Raw genomic sequence first — 13,520 nt, forward strand, 5'->3', positions numbered from 1 at the left:
CGTCAGGACGAACGTTGAGCGAACTTACATCAGGCTTCCCCACTCATAGTCCACTTTGTCCGGATGCAGGGCGAACATGCCCGCGCCCGGCGTAAACGTCAGTTCCCCGAAATAAATCTTGTCCTTCGCGTCGTACAGATCGACGCGCACGAATTCGAAATCGCTAGCCAAGTCGCGCGCGATCGCCACCAGCGCGTCCAGGTTGGCCGGTCGCGGGGCCGGAGTCGTACTGCGCGGATAGTGGCCCATGCCGATATCGAGAAGATTCCAGTCGGCGTCGTACATATCGCCGCGCGGCGCTCCGAAACGATCCGTAATAACGAGGATGAAAATCTTCGGATCACCCGATTGCTTGTTGAAGACATGAAATTTCAGGTCGGGCGGGACCTTTCCATCGTCTCCGGTAAGCAGTGCCTCGAAGAAAATGCGTCGCTCGATGGTGCGGTAATGACGCTCTCGCGCGATCGCATAGAAGTCGGTCGATAACCAGCTTTGCGCCATCGCATCGAGTTCTTCAAACGATGTTTCGTTCTTGTCCCGAACGACGTGCACGAATCCACTGCCGTGATTCGCCTTCATGACGAACGCTTGTGGAAGCGCGTCGAAAACACTTTTCGTGAAGGCGGACGGCTCCGCAACCAGTGGCACGAGATACTCGCTGCCGATCTTATCGGCAACGTATTCGCGCACTTTCAGCTTGTCGCTGAGATCGCCGAAGCGCGGATCGGGTTCGAGGCAGCGCCGCAGGATTTTTTCATTGAACGTGGTCGGATTGCGCAGCTTCGGAAATCGTCCGATCCGGCGACGATGATAAATGGTCAGGTACAGGTTATCGGGCAGCCAGTCCCTTACGCTGTGGAAGAACGTCTTCGAGAGAGTCATTCACTCGCCTCCTATTATTTCTTTACATCAGACGAAACCCCGTCCGCCCCGGTTCGGCGGCGCTTTAAAGCGTACCGCCTTTCGTCGTAGCGTTGCTGCCTGCCCGACGATATTCAGATCAAGACTTCGATTTTCTGCTGAATCATGGGCTACGCGTATGTACGCGAACGCACACACCCGAAAACCACGCTATCGGAACACGTGTCTAAAAGTAGTTCCGCTTGCGACTGCAACGCATCGCGTTTAAATTTCCTTGGGCCGGCGAATTAGATAACCGGACCGGTTTCTCTGTTTCGATAAGTCGCGAACTCCTACGGCGTAAGTCCGACCGGAAGTCTTTCGGTCGATCAACGAGCGTCGCAGCGACAGGCGTCAACACTTGCGTCAATCGTATCGAGACTGGCTCCACGAGCAAGGCCGTTTCTTGCGTCGAGAGCGGCTCGCGATGCTTCCGATGCCGGATGCACGCCACGCATGCATCGCGCATGCGCCCGCAGTGCAACCCGCAACACCTTCAGAAATCCTTCAAGGGGCGGAGTCGACACATGCTCAAAGAGAAACATATGAACACTCGCTGGATGACCGGCGCGGTCGCGGCCGCAGCGCTCTTGATGGTTGCCGCTTGTGGCGGCGGCGGTGGCGGCAGTCCGGGCAATGACTCCAGTCAGGGCACGACGACCGGCGGAAGCACACCGTCGACAACGCCCGGCGGAACCACACCGTCGACGACACCCGGTGAAACACCGTCGACGACGCCTGGCGGAACCACACAGCAGCCGACGAACACCACGCCGACGCTCGCCGCCGCGACGCCTGTCGTCGATGGCACAACGCTCGGCGCTGCGCAATGGAGCGACGGCTCGACAGCGACCGGCGGCGCAGGCCAGGCGGTCAGCAATCTCAATTGCGCGATCGCCGGCAACAAGTACAGCTACGCGCATCTGTCGGTTTATCAGAATGGCAAACAGCTAGCATTGCCGGCGAACATCGGAACGATAGCGCCGACCATGGCGCGGCAGACGGGCTGCGTCTATCCGGTCCACACGGTCGATGCGTCGGGCAAGATCCGCATGGACGTGACATCCAATGCGTCTTATACGCTGGGTCAATTCTTTAGCGTCTGGGGTCAGCCGCTCAGCACGACCAACGTGGCGGGCATCACCGGAGATGTGACCGCGTGGGTCAACACGGGCGGCACGCTCACCAAATACACCGGCGATCTCGCGAGTCTCGTGTTGCCGCAACACGGCGAAGTGACGCTCGTCATTGGCACGGCGCCGACGCAGATCGCAACCTACACGTGGACCGATCCGCCGCCCTTCACCCCGACCGTCACCACGCTCAGCTATGGCGGCGTCGTGGGCACTTCGTTTTGGGCGGACGGCAACACGGCGACGGGCGGTACCGGCGCGACGGTCGACGGTCTGATCTGCGCGGCTGGCATGGCCGAGACCTTCCACGTGCACTCGCATGTCGCCATCTTCAAGGACGGACAGTGGCTCGCGTTTCCGAAGAACGTCGGCATCTTGCCGCAGTGCAATTACGAAACGCATACGCATGACAACACCGGCATCATCCATATCGAAACTCCGAACATGAAGAACTTCACGCTCGGCCAGGTGTTCGATATCTGGGGGCAGCCGCTTTCGAGCACGAACGTGGCGGGCATCACGGGCAACATCGTCATCTATATCAACGATAACGGCGACGTCCGGCGCTACACAGGCGATCCGCGCAACATTCCGCTGACTTCGCTGCGGGATATCACGTTCCAGATCGGTACGCCACTGACCACGCTTCCGACCTATTCGTGGTACGAGCCGCAGTGATGGCAACATGAGCGCCGCGGCGCAGGCCGCGGCGTTCGAAACATAGGCTCGAAGTCGATCGCTGTGCGCCTCTGTGCATGATCGCGCTGGCTCGCATGTCGTCTTCCTCAACATGCAAAGTCATCGGCGTCTATGTACGGCATCACATTGAACGCCACTGCGCAAACTGTTATGTTTTCCGCATCGCAGTCGAGCCCGCTCTCGCTCGCGCGAGTATCTGTCATGGCAGACACGAGCACGACTCGACGATCAATGGTGAAGCACCGCGTCGCTTATTCCGTGAATACAAAGTTAGCTCACCGTCGAGTATGATGATTTCAATTTCTGCCTTGTATTCCGGGGTTTTTCCGTCGTTTGCTCGATCGTCGAACCCTGAGAGCGCTTTGCTCTGCCGCGTTTTTGCATAGGCCTTTCAAGGGGACTTCGACGTCGTGAAGATACTGATCGTGAACACACTCTACTTTCCGGATGAACCCGGAGGGGCTGAAGTATCGACGCGACTTCTGGCCGAGGGTCTGGTCAGGGCGGGCATCGAAGTCTGCGTGGTCTGCGCGACCGGATCGGGCGTCGATCACGTGGAGAACGTGAACGGTGTGAAGGTGTATCGGCTACGTTCGGTCAATCTCTATTGGCCGCATCTGCGAGAGAAACACGGCCGCGTCGCCAAGCTGATCTGGCATGCCATCGATGTCTATAACGTCATCATGTCGCGCAAGCTCACCAGCATCATCGCGCGTGAAAAGCCGGACGTGATCAGCACCAGCAATCTCTCCTGCCTGTCTGTCGATATCTGGCGTCTCGCGCGCAATGCCGGCGTGCCGATCGTGCACACGGCGCGCGACTATTATCTGATGTGCCCGACCGCGATCATGTTCTCGCATTCGAAGCCATGCGAGCGGCAGTGCGGCGTATGCGCGGTGTATGCGCAGCCCAAGCGAGTCGCTTCGGCGCGCGTCGCGGTCGCTGTCGGCGTGAGCCGGTTCGTGCTGCAAAAGCATCTGGAAAGCGGCTATTTTTCGCGTGCGGCGCGCACGGCGGTTATCTACAACGCCTGCGAATCGCTCGACACTGCCACTGCGCCGCCACGCACGCGCCGCTATGAAGGTGGCCCGGTTCGGCTCGGCTTGCTCGGGCGCGTGTCGCGGGAGAAAGGACTGGAACTGCTGCTTGAGCAATTGCTCGCGGACGATACATTGCAGTGGACGCTCGCTGTCGGCGGTCACGCCGATGCCGATTACCTTCAGGCCCTCAAGTCGAAGTACGACGATCCGCGCATCGAGTATCTCGGCCGCGTGAAGTCCGACGCTTTCTACGACAGCATCGATATCCTCGTGGTGCCGTCGATCTGGAATGAACCGTTCGGGAGGGTCACGGTCGAAGCGTATTCGCACGGTGTGCCAGTCGTCGGTGCAAACACAGGCGGCATTCCCGAAGTTATCGAGCCGCGCACGAATCTGGTGTTCGACATCGCGCGGCCCTCGTCGATCATCGGCAAGCTGCATGAAGCGGTCGCGCTGCTCGAAGACCCGCGCGTGCACGACCGTTTCCGCGAATACGCGCGGCGCTTCAACGTCGATGCCATGGTCGATTCGTATCGCGCGCTGTATGAAAGCGTGCTCGAAGAACAGGCGATTCCACGCGCCGTATGTCCTTAATTCGTCGAACGGGTTTCTTCTGTCGAGGTAGAGAAGAACCCTTTGTAGCCGCCGCGGCGCATATCATTTTTACCGCTGTCCAAAAGGTAAAAACGGTGTCGAATCGCCTCGCAGTTCGACTATCGATTCATAAGGAAACCGGAAGGTATGTAGGAAGTACGCAAATTGAAAAACCGCAATACCCCTTGCTTCGTTGGGGTAAACTGGGCCGCACAGCTTGTAAGATCATGAATCAGCTCGACCGACCACACTCGATCTCCATCTTGTCGTCGATCGGATCGAGGTGACGCGGCGCCAACTGTTAGCCATCAGCTCATACGCTTTTAAACCGGAGCCGCGACACATGAAGGGACATTCGACCCATCACATCATCGGCAAGCGTTCATCAGGCTATGGCGCGCGCGAAGATCTCCGCATCGCCAAGCCGCCGGCCCGTATTGATCCGCATCTTATCCATACGCCGTGAAAGTACTGATCGCGAACACGTTATATTTTCCAGACGAGGTCGGCGGCGCCGAAGTCGCGACGCGACTCCTTGCCGACGGACTGGTCAAGGCAGGCGTCGAGGTTTGCGTGGTCTGCGCGACCGGAATGGGCGACGACCGCAGTGAAGACGTCAATGGCGCGACGGTTTATCGTCTGCGTTCGACCAATCTCTACTGGCCGCATGCTCCCGGCGAGCATTCGCGCGTCGCCAAGCTGATATGGCACGCGATCGACGTGCGCAACACGTCCATGACGCGAAAGCTCGCCGAAATCATCGAGCGCGAGAAGCCGGACATCGTTCATACAGCCAACCTCTCGTGTCTTTCCGTCGATGCATGGCGCGTCGCCAACAACGCTGGCGTGCCCATCGTACACACGATCCACGACTACTATCTGCTGTGCCCCACGGCGAGCATGCTCACGGCCGGAAAGCCTTGCGCGAGTCAGTGCGGCGTGTGCTCGCTGTATGCAAAGCCGAAGCAGATTGCGTCCGCGCAGGTCAACGTGGCGGTCGGCGTGAGCGATTTCGTGTTGCAGAAGCACCTTGAAAGCGGCTTCTTCTCGCGCGCCGCAAAGACGACCGTCATCAACAATGGTTATCAGCCGGCGAAGGATTCCATAGCCGCACAGCATTCGAGACAAGCTGGAAACTCGCCATTGCGACTCGGTATGCTCGGACGCGTTCTGCCTGAAAAAGGCGTCGAGCTTTTGCTGGAACAACTGCTCGCGAACCGGTCACTCGACTGGACGCTCGCGATCGGCGGCACCGGAGATCAGGACTTCGTCGAATCGATCAAGACGAAATACGCGGACCCGCGTGTGAATTTCCTCGGACGCGTCGATCCCTCGGATTTCCTGAGCAGCATCGATATTCTCGTGGTGCCCTCCGTCTGGAACGAACCGTTCGGGCTGGTTGTGCTCGAAGCGTACTCGCATGGCGTGCCCGTCGTGGGTTCGAACATGGGCGGCATTCCTGAGATCATCGAGCCGCGTTCGAATCTCCTGTTCGACGTCGCGCGGCCCGAGACGTTGATCGACAAGATTCACGAGGCGACCGCTTTACTCGACGATCCATCGGCGCATGACCGGCTGCGTCAGCACGCCCGAAAGTTCAGTCTCGATGCGATGATTCATTCCTACGTCGAACTGTACGAAGGAATGGTCCGCGTCGAAGATCGAAAGCCTTGGCTGGCGACACGACGCGAGGCGAATTGAGTCGCGGATAGCAGTTGGCGAATCGACCCGGCGAGGTCATCATGCGCAACTCCATGAGCGTGACCGTGAAGTGGGTGCTGGCGACGCTGTTCGTCGCGCTGGTCATGGTGCTCGTCAATGCTCGCGTCCCCGATGAAGTGCGCAGCGCGGTCCCGGCGCCGAAACCGAAGGATGCCTGGGCCGCGAAAGTCAGCCAAACGACGGTGGCCGAAGGCGAGGTTATCGAACTGGTCGTTCACTCGGCTCCGGATTGCAAATACTGCGTGCGCTGGAAGGGGCCTTTCGCCGGCGAAGGACATTTCAAGTCGTGGGCGCGCACGCATCCGGGCGCACAGCTTTTTATCGTCGAGCGCGCATCGATCGCCAGCAACGAGGCACCGGACGACTACCCCCGGGAGCTCCAGTGGCTGTCGGAACAGAATCAAAAAGACCAGCGCCTGCATCCGGGCACGCCGATGTTCGAGATATTCGTCGCACGGAATTTGGTGCTTCGGTCCTACGGTCTGGATTCGTGGGACGACGCCGTGTTTCCGGCCATCAAGGATCTCGATGCGCGCCGCTCGCATGGCGACGCAAGTCATTGATCCTCACGCCGGATACCGGACCTCAAAACGACATGCTGTACGCACGATCTTCCTCTTCGACGTGACGCATGCGGCGTTCGAGATTCGCCAGATCTCCCGACGCTGCGAGATAGGCGCTATGCGAACGCACGTCGTCGCCGGAAACCAATTTGCCGAGAAGATAGGAAAGCAGTGCAAACATGATGTGCTCCTTGTCGTGTGGAAGGCGGCGTTCGCCGTATCGCTTCACCGCCTGACGCAGCGCGCATGACGTTCGTTTGTCGAACCTGCTTCACATGCACCGCTGATGTGAAACAGGTTACTTTCCGTGAATTAGCTTCGAATGAGCGGCGAGCAAACGCAAATGGCGTGCTTCGGTTTCCTCATCCGCCGGGAACATGCATTCCAGACGCAGTTCCTGTGCGGCGACGTTTTGCGGCGTGCCTACGATCGTGACCATCGAAAAGTATCGAAGCACGACGCCGTCGTTGACGAAGCCGATTGGAATGACGGGTGTCGTCGGCGCGGCGGACCGTCCATGATGCGATTTCCAGTCACGTGGAACGTCTGGATAGTCGAGCAGTTCGTCGAGCAGACGCCGGGTGCCGTCGTCGATCGCATGACCAACCGATTCCCGATACACGCGTTGTAGAAGGCTGCGCGAGACCGTGTCCCAGTTGTGCACGAATGGACGCATTCCTCGCGGGTCGAAGATCAGATGCAGCATGTTGCGCGGACCCGCGCGCGAAGCCATGTCGATGAAACAACCGAAGAAGCGCGGCGCTGCGTCGTTGGTCATTAGAACGTTCCAGTGGCGATCCATCACGATCGCCGGAAACGGCTCATGCTGACGAACGACCCGTTCGAGCGCGCGCACGACGCCATGCATCTCCTCCGCGTTCCACGGCGCTTCGGAATAGATGGGCGCATAGCCCGCGGCGAGCAAAAGCGCGTTGCGTTCGCGCAGCGGCACGTCGAGCGTCTGCGCGAGCGTCAACACCGTGTCGCGGCCCGGCACGCTGCGCCCGCTTTCGATGAAGCTGATCTGACGTTGCGAAACGCCTGCCTCAAGTGACAGATCGAGCTGACTCACGCCGCGCACATCGCGCCAATAGCGCAGCAAATCACCGAGCTCGCCCTGCGCGGTATTCGAATCGGGACGCGTGGCGTTCATCGGATCTCCCGGATCGGACTGGATGAATGGCGGACGCTCAGACTGCCGGCGCATGCCACGCGAACGCCTCGAACTGCGCTTCCAGTGGCGGCCGCGTCACGTTGCTGCTGTAGTTCGTGATCGTCGATGCGGCAATCACGGCGATAACTTCGAGTATTTGCTCGGCGCTGAAGCCCGCTTCGAGCGCGCGTCTGCGGTCCAGCTCGGCGAGGCGGCCGCGCTTTTCTACGAGCGTGCGCGCCAATGCCGACAGTGCGGCCAGTCGCGCGTCTTTCGGCAAGACGCCTTGGCGGATCGCATCGACATCGGCGGAATGCACGCCCTCCTTCAATGCGAGCGCCGTGTGAAACGCGACAGGCCACTCGCTCGCGTTCGTCACCGCGTTGGTCAGCAACAGCGTCTGAATCTGCGGTTCGGTGAGACTGCTTGCATGCACGCGCTCGAACAAGCCGATGAACGCGCTGATCAACACAGGCGAATTCGCCATCGTTGCCGCGACGTTCGGGACCATCCCGAACGTCTGCTGAAGTCGCTGGAGAACGGGTCTGGATTGCGCGGGTGCGGATTCGATCGTGTGAACAGGGTAGCTGGACATGGCATTTTCCTTGGCGATGAGCGCAACCAGAGTGGAAGCGCGACAGCCAAAGAGTAGACGCGGTCGTTTCTTGCGCCAATTACATCCCTTGTAATCAACGTCACTCGCTGCGTTGTTTCGCAACCGGGTTATGAAACCCAGAGTTCTTCGGGAAAGTTATCGAATGATGGCTCTGCCGGAGACCACGCAGATCATTGGAAACCTGCTTTTAGATCTTGTCGTAAATCGAGCTTCCCAACGTCAATGTTGTGCCGCTACTCGCCGACGCAAAGCGAATTTCGTAGAGGTCCCGGCCGAAATTTCCCGGCACCTTCACCGACATGCCGCCGCGATCGTCCGCGAGCGGCACGAAGAGTTGATAACGAAGGTCCGTGTTGCCGTACAGCACATAACCCGGCAATTCGGACAACGTGGTCAGGAAAGCCGGCTCGTTTCCGTCGATGACGATCGGCACGGCCGTCGGCGAATCGTTCGTCAAGGTCCATTGCGTGCCGAGACGCTGCTGCCATGCGTTGTCGAGTGGCGTCAGCGCGGCGAGTTGCTGACCGACCGGCAGCGTGAGATAGGCGTAACCCGCGCCCGGCACGACACGCTTCATCAGATAGCGATAGCTGAATGCGTTGCCGTTGGCGTCGGTTCCGGAAGCGACCGCGAAACGATACGACGCGGTATCGCTGTTGCTCCACCACCATCCGTCGCTGCGGTACTGGTATGCGCCGACCGGCGTCCACGCACGCTTGGCGCCAGCCCACTGGTTCAATTGCAGGCTGCCGTCCGGGTTGGCGATAACCTGGAACGGAGAGTCGGAATTGCCGTAGATGCCGCCGGCATTCACGATGCCCGGACCCGACGCGGCCGACGGCGCCGTCGTGCTGACCCTGGCCGGCAGCGAGGCGACCGTGCCGTCCTCTTTCAGCGCGGACAGCACGAGCGTTTCGGCGAGCTTGCGGGCATCGTAGCCCGAATTGCCCGTCACCATCAGCGCAAGTTGCGCCTGTGGCACGACGAAGAACTCGCTCGAATAGAAGGCGGTTCCGCCATCCTTTTCCCATCCGAGGACGCCTGCGGCATCGAGTGCGGGCTGCCTGACCGAATCCCAACCGAGACCCCATCGCCATTCGGGCGACGGATTAATAAGGAGTCCAGTAGTTTGATCGGTGCCCATCTGCGCGATGCCCGCCGCCGATACCACGCGCTGCCCTTGAAACATGCCGCCGCCGATGATCATCTGCGCGAGATTCATCATGTCGCCGGGCGTCGAACTCAAGCCGCCGGTTGCGTAGGCATTGACGAATTCCTGATACTGCGTGCCGTTTGCAAATGGATAAGAGAACGAGCCATCGCTCGGCACGCTCGTGAGATAGCTTGAGTTCGCCATCTTTAGCGGTGCGAGAATGTTCGCTTCGACGAAGCTCGCAAAGCTCTGCCCGGTCATCGCGAGGACGATCTGCTCGACCATCGTGAAGCCGTCGTTGCAATACACGGCAAGCTCGCCCGGCAAATGCTTCAGATGCGTATTCGCGAGTTCGGCTTGCGTATCGGCCGCGTAGCCGGGAACCGGCGCGAACGTGAAGAGGTTCCGCGAATTCGTTCCAGGCAATCCCGACGAATGCGACAGCAAATGACGCGTGGTGATCTTCGCGTACTCGGGCGAGAGCATCGTGAACGTCGGCAGATAGCGGATGATCGGCGTATCGAGCGTGATCAGTCCGCGGTCCTGAAGAATCGTCGCCGCGAGCGCCGCAAAAAGCTTGCTGACCGAGCCGATGTTGAAGCGCGTCTGGATCGTCGCCTTGGTCTGACTCGGCACCGACGACACGCCGAACGCCTGCTGCCAGAACACGTCGTTGCCCTTGAGCATGGCTATGGATATCGCGGCAACGGGCTGCGTCTGACTGTCGATCGCCTGCTGAATCGCCTGTTGCCCCATGGCGACTGTTTGAGGATAAGACTGCGAGTCTGAGCTATCGCTGCCGCAGCCTGGAAGGAGTGTCGCGAGCACTCCGGCGCCGGCCATGCCGAGGAACTGTCGACGGCCCGTGCTCGTTGCATTCGGGCTGAAGAATATAGGGTCGCGGGTACGGTTCGATCGGGGCACGACGGCTCTCCTTGTTGTTATTCGCAAGGCGTACTTTGTGCGGCTCGTTCCTTTTGCGCTCGATTATAGGCGTGAAAATCACGCTCTTGGCGAACCTCCATTGCACTTTGCCGCTCCCGGAGCGAAGCAGGCTATCGACGAATTGGACGATTCGCGGCAGCCGCTTTGCAACCGGGACGAAGCGCGACGAACGCCTTCACGGTTTCCCCGTCGTTTCCTGAACGTCGTCATGTTCGCAGCGAAAGGTTTCGACTTCCGGTGGCGACACATCCGCATCAGCCGGTAGATCAGGAAGAAGCATTCATGACGCGAGCGACGCGTCGTCGGTCACATCGCGATAAACGCCGCATGCCTTCTTGAGTGCCGCGCCGAAGAAAAGCCACAATGCGAGCGAGCCGGTCGACACCGCGCCGAGCACGGCGAAAGCGGTCGCATATCCGAAATGCTGCGCAAGCATTCCGCCCAGCGCAGGACTGAGTGCGGCGCCCGCCCCTTGCACGGTCATGACCACGCCCTGCCCCACGTTCACTCTTCCTGTTCCCTGCAGCAGTCGCACGACAAGCGCCGGCACCGCGACGCTCTGCAAACCCGCGCCGATGCCGTCGAGCGCCTGCACCGGCCACACGCCCCATGCGCTGATGAACATTGCCGCGATCAGGCCGCGCATCGGCAATGCGAAGAAGGTGATCAGAATGACGCCCCAATATCCGATGCGTCGAATGAGCCGGTTCGCGAAGAACGCAGCGGCGACCATTACGAGTTGCGCGACCACGATCGTCTGCGCGGTGAACGCGCTCGGATCACCCTTGTGCGCAGCGACGGCCGCGAGGCCGTAGAGCGGCAGCATCGCCGCATTGCCGAGGTGGAATATCGCGAGCGCGGCGGCCAGCAACAATAGCGGCCTGCAGCGCAGCAGCACACGAAATCCGCTTGCGTGCTCGTGCTCGTGCTCGTGCTTCGTCGGCGATGCAGCTGCCAGGCCCCGCGCGCTGTCGTGATCGATGGCGTCGCGCCGGATCAGCAGCGTCGACACGACGGTCATCGCGCCGAACACGCCCGCGAGCACGAAAACCGCGCCGAATCCATAACGCCAGCCGAGCCACCCCGACAGCGCCGCACCCACGACATTGCCCGCGTGATTGGCAACCTGATTGCGGCCGAACTGATGGTCGAAGCCGCGTTCGCGCACAATCCCGAGCGTCACGCCCGCCACCGCCGGACCGAGTGCCGCGCCCGTCATGGCCGTGAGAATCTGCGAAGCGGCGACCGTCCAGTAACTCCGCGACACCCATAGCACGAGCGATGCGAGCGTCGCCATCACACCGGCTGCCACGATGATGCCGCGCTTGTGATGGGTCGCGTCGACGAGCGCGCCCGCCGGCGACGTCGCCAGCATGCCAGCGATGCCGCCGAGCGTCATGACCGTGCCGATCGCGTCCGGATGCCAGCCTTGCGCCTGAAGAAAGACGCCGAGGAATGGCCCGATTCCCGCTTGCACATCGGCCATGAAGAAATTCAGTGCCTCGAGCGCGTATTGCGTGGTCATGGGGCGATCGCCGTGATGTTGCGTCAGGCAGCGTCGATCTCGTGGATCAATTCGGCGATCTCGTCGACCTCGATGGTGCGGCCATGCTTGTTCTTCACGCCATGTCCCCACGCTTGAACGTGCGCGCCCGGGAGTAGATACGAAGCCAGTTCGCTCGCGGCATGAGGCGGCATGCGCAGCGACGTGCCATCGTCTAGCAGCGCGCCGCGCAACTCGCCCTTCGGCCCGTAGAGCGCAAGCACGACTTCGCCGGAAGCTTCCATCGGCTTCTGATCGACATGAGGCTTGTGATGCTTATCGCCGCCATGATGCGGCCCTTCGTCGAGAATCACGCGGCCGTTCTTCGTCGTGAGCGAGACGGCCGCGACGATGTCCGCGCCGCGGGGCTTCACGCCTCGGACGCTGACTGCATCGCCGGGCGCGACATGCCGCGCGATCTGCTTCGACAGATGAGGCGGGATGTGAATCTGACGTGAGCCGAGCACGAGGCCGTCTATTTCACCGTGCGGATTCAGCAGGACTCGCTTTACCTTGCCCCGCGTCTCAGGGAGGCTCGCAGGATCGATCCAGTGCATGTTGCTTCTCCAGGTTTTGATCAAACGTGATGATCGGGGCGTCGCATCGGACGATGCTCCGAGCATGCACAGAAAGATGTAGCCGAAGCAATTTTCTCGCCATCACGGGTGTGTGCATTGGCGTTGCTAATAATGAGAATGAAACTTGTTGTCGGCGCATCGTCGCTGAACGTCTATTCTGGGTGTGTGGCAACGCGACCAAGCGGGAGACGGTATGCAAGGCGATTCGAAAGTGATTGACTACCTCAATGCCGAATTGAAGAACGAACTGACGGCGGTGCATCAGTATCTTCTGCATGCGCGTCTCTATCAGCACTGGGGATTCGAAGAACTCGGCACGCACGAATACAACGAGTCGATGGAAGAATTGACGCATGCGGACAAGCTGATCGTGCGTATCCTCATGCTCGATGGAGTGCCGAATTTGCAGGATCTCCATGCGCTAGCCGTCGGCAAAGATACGCTTGAGGCACTCCAGAACGACCTCAAACTCGAACAGGCGGCTCAAGCCCAATGTAAGGAGGCGGTTGTCCATTGCGAATCGGTGCGTGATTTCGTTTCGAGAGAGATCCTGGTCGAACTGCTCGACGCTACCGAGGATCACATCGACTGGCTGGAGATTCAGATCGGCCTCATCGATAAGATCGGCATCGAAAACTACCAGCAATCCGCCATTCATAAGCTCGCGTGAGGGAGCATTGGAGGCAGAAACGCAAAAACCCCACCTTTTAGGGGTGGGGTTTTGGCTTTCAGCATGAGGAGCCTGACGATTACCTACTTTCACACGGGAAGCCGCACTATCATCGGCGTGGAGTCGTTTCACGGTCCTGTTCGGGATGGGAAGGGGTGGGACCGACTCGCTATGGTCATCAGGCATGACTTGTTGTTGTGGGCCTTGAGGC

General features: G+C 60.0%; 13 protein-coding genes and 1 rRNA gene. 6 read left to right on the plus strand and 8 right to left on the minus strand.

The window, feature by feature from the left end; translation table 11 throughout:
- Nucleotides 1-24 precede the first annotated feature (24 nt).
- Nucleotides 25-882, minus strand: coding sequence for an ATP-grasp fold amidoligase family protein (locus AWB82_RS32330; protein WP_086973376.1), 858 nt, complete (start codon nucleotides 880-882; stop codon nucleotides 25-27).
- 563 nt (nucleotides 883-1,445) lie between these two features.
- Here AWB82_RS32330 and AWB82_RS32335 point away from each other — a divergent pair.
- The 5 genes from AWB82_RS32335 (at nucleotide 1,446) to AWB82_RS32350 (ending at nucleotide 6,651) form a co-directional block, all read left to right on the plus strand.
- Complete coding sequence (locus AWB82_RS32335; protein ID WP_200818244.1) at nucleotides 1,446-2,711, plus strand: hypothetical protein; 1,266 nt, start codon at nucleotides 1,446-1,448, stop codon at nucleotides 2,709-2,711.
- 446 nt (nucleotides 2,712-3,157) lie between these two features.
- Nucleotides 3,158-4,366 (plus strand): glycosyltransferase family 4 protein, encoded by a 1,209-nt coding sequence (locus AWB82_RS32340; protein ID WP_235023526.1) that lies wholly within the window; start codon nucleotides 3,158-3,160, stop codon nucleotides 4,364-4,366.
- A gap of 343 nt (nucleotides 4,367-4,709) precedes the next feature.
- A complete protein-coding gene (locus AWB82_RS38900; protein WP_268811047.1) occupies nucleotides 4,710-4,832 on the plus strand; it encodes a hypothetical protein in 123 nt (40 codons plus the stop codon).
- On the plus strand, nucleotides 4,829-6,067 hold the full coding sequence (locus AWB82_RS32345; protein ID WP_086973378.1) for a glycosyltransferase family 4 protein: 1,239 nt from the start codon (nucleotides 4,829-4,831) through the stop codon (nucleotides 6,065-6,067). Before AWB82_RS38900 ends, AWB82_RS32345 begins: the two co-directional genes overlap by 4 nt.
- Before the next feature lie 53 nt (nucleotides 6,068-6,120).
- On the plus strand, nucleotides 6,121-6,651 hold the full coding sequence (locus tag AWB82_RS32350; RefSeq protein WP_143756951.1) for a hypothetical protein: 531 nt from the start codon (nucleotides 6,121-6,123) through the stop codon (nucleotides 6,649-6,651).
- Nucleotides 6,652-6,673: 22 nt separating this feature from the next.
- On the opposite strand, the gene AWB82_RS32355 is transcribed toward AWB82_RS32350, so the two are convergent.
- The 6 genes from AWB82_RS32355 to AWB82_RS32380 all read right to left on the minus strand — a co-directional run bounded on the left by AWB82_RS32355 (nucleotide 6,674) and on the right by AWB82_RS32380 (nucleotide 12,618).
- On the minus strand, nucleotides 6,674-6,832 hold the full coding sequence (locus tag AWB82_RS32355; protein WP_086973380.1) for a DUF3563 family protein: 159 nt from the start codon (nucleotides 6,830-6,832) through the stop codon (nucleotides 6,674-6,676).
- Nucleotides 6,833-6,949: 117 nt separating this feature from the next.
- Nucleotides 6,950-7,804: a helix-turn-helix domain-containing protein gene (locus AWB82_RS32360; RefSeq protein WP_086973381.1), complete on the minus strand. Its 855-nt coding sequence runs from the start codon at nucleotides 7,802-7,804 to the stop codon at nucleotides 6,950-6,952.
- Between the two features lie 37 nt (nucleotides 7,805-7,841).
- A complete protein-coding gene (locus tag AWB82_RS32365; protein ID WP_086973382.1) occupies nucleotides 7,842-8,399 on the minus strand; it encodes a carboxymuconolactone decarboxylase family protein in 558 nt (185 codons plus the stop codon).
- A gap of 208 nt (nucleotides 8,400-8,607) precedes the next feature.
- Nucleotides 8,608-10,416, minus strand: a complete 1,809-nt coding sequence (locus AWB82_RS32370; RefSeq protein WP_235023527.1) for a serine hydrolase domain-containing protein — start codon at nucleotides 10,414-10,416, stop codon at nucleotides 8,608-8,610.
- A gap of 382 nt (nucleotides 10,417-10,798) precedes the next feature.
- Nucleotides 10,799-12,043, minus strand: coding sequence for an MFS transporter (locus AWB82_RS32375; RefSeq protein ID WP_086973384.1), 1,245 nt, complete (start codon nucleotides 12,041-12,043; stop codon nucleotides 10,799-10,801).
- Nucleotides 12,044-12,066: 23 nt separating this feature from the next.
- Nucleotides 12,067-12,618, minus strand: coding sequence for a hypothetical protein (locus tag AWB82_RS32380; protein ID WP_086973385.1), 552 nt, complete (start codon nucleotides 12,616-12,618; stop codon nucleotides 12,067-12,069).
- A 214-nt stretch (nucleotides 12,619-12,832) separates the two neighbouring features.
- Between AWB82_RS32380 and bfr the strand changes: the two genes are divergently transcribed.
- Nucleotides 12,833-13,309: a bacterioferritin gene (gene bfr / locus AWB82_RS32385; RefSeq protein ID WP_086973386.1), complete on the plus strand. Its 477-nt coding sequence runs from the start codon at nucleotides 12,833-12,835 to the stop codon at nucleotides 13,307-13,309.
- A 70-nt stretch (nucleotides 13,310-13,379) separates the two neighbouring features.
- Here bfr and rrf read toward each other — a convergent pair.
- Nucleotides 13,380-13,492: ribosomal RNA gene (gene rrf / locus AWB82_RS32390) — 5S ribosomal RNA — on the minus strand.
- Nucleotides 13,493-13,520: the final 28 nt, after the last annotated feature.

This window comes from Caballeronia glebae (genome assembly GCF_001545035.1).
Classification (GTDB): Bacteria; Pseudomonadota; Gammaproteobacteria; order Burkholderiales; family Burkholderiaceae; genus Caballeronia; species Caballeronia glebae.

Coding starts and splice junctions, on each gene's coding strand:
- AWB82_RS32330 (WP_086973376.1), bottom strand. CDS start 882: ATGACTCTCTCGAAGACGTTCTTCCACAGCGTAAGGGACTGGCTGCCC.
- AWB82_RS32335 (WP_200818244.1), top strand. CDS start 1,446: ATGAACACTCGCTGGATGACCGGCGCGGTCGCGGCCGCAGCGCTCTTG.
- AWB82_RS38900 (WP_268811047.1), top strand. CDS start 4,710: ATGAAGGGACATTCGACCCATCACATCATCGGCAAGCGTTCATCAGGC.
- AWB82_RS32350 (WP_143756951.1), top strand. CDS start 6,121: ATGAGCGTGACCGTGAAGTGGGTGCTGGCGACGCTGTTCGTCGCGCTG.
- AWB82_RS32355 (WP_086973380.1), bottom strand. CDS start 6,832: ATGTTTGCACTGCTTTCCTATCTTCTCGGCAAATTGGTTTCCGGCGAC.
- AWB82_RS32360 (WP_086973381.1), bottom strand. CDS start 7,804: ATGAACGCCACGCGTCCCGATTCGAATACCGCGCAGGGCGAGCTCGGT.
- AWB82_RS32365 (WP_086973382.1), bottom strand. CDS start 8,399: ATGTCCAGCTACCCTGTTCACACGATCGAATCCGCACCCGCGCAATCC.
- AWB82_RS32370 (WP_235023527.1), bottom strand. CDS start 10,416: ATGGCCGGCGCCGGAGTGCTCGCGACACTCCTTCCAGGCTGCGGCAGC.
- AWB82_RS32375 (WP_086973384.1), bottom strand. CDS start 12,043: ATGACCACGCAATACGCGCTCGAGGCACTGAATTTCTTCATGGCCGAT.
- AWB82_RS32380 (WP_086973385.1), bottom strand. CDS start 12,618: ATGCACTGGATCGATCCTGCGAGCCTCCCTGAGACGCGGGGCAAGGTA.
- bfr (WP_086973386.1), top strand. CDS start 12,833: ATGCAAGGCGATTCGAAAGTGATTGACTACCTCAATGCCGAATTGAAG.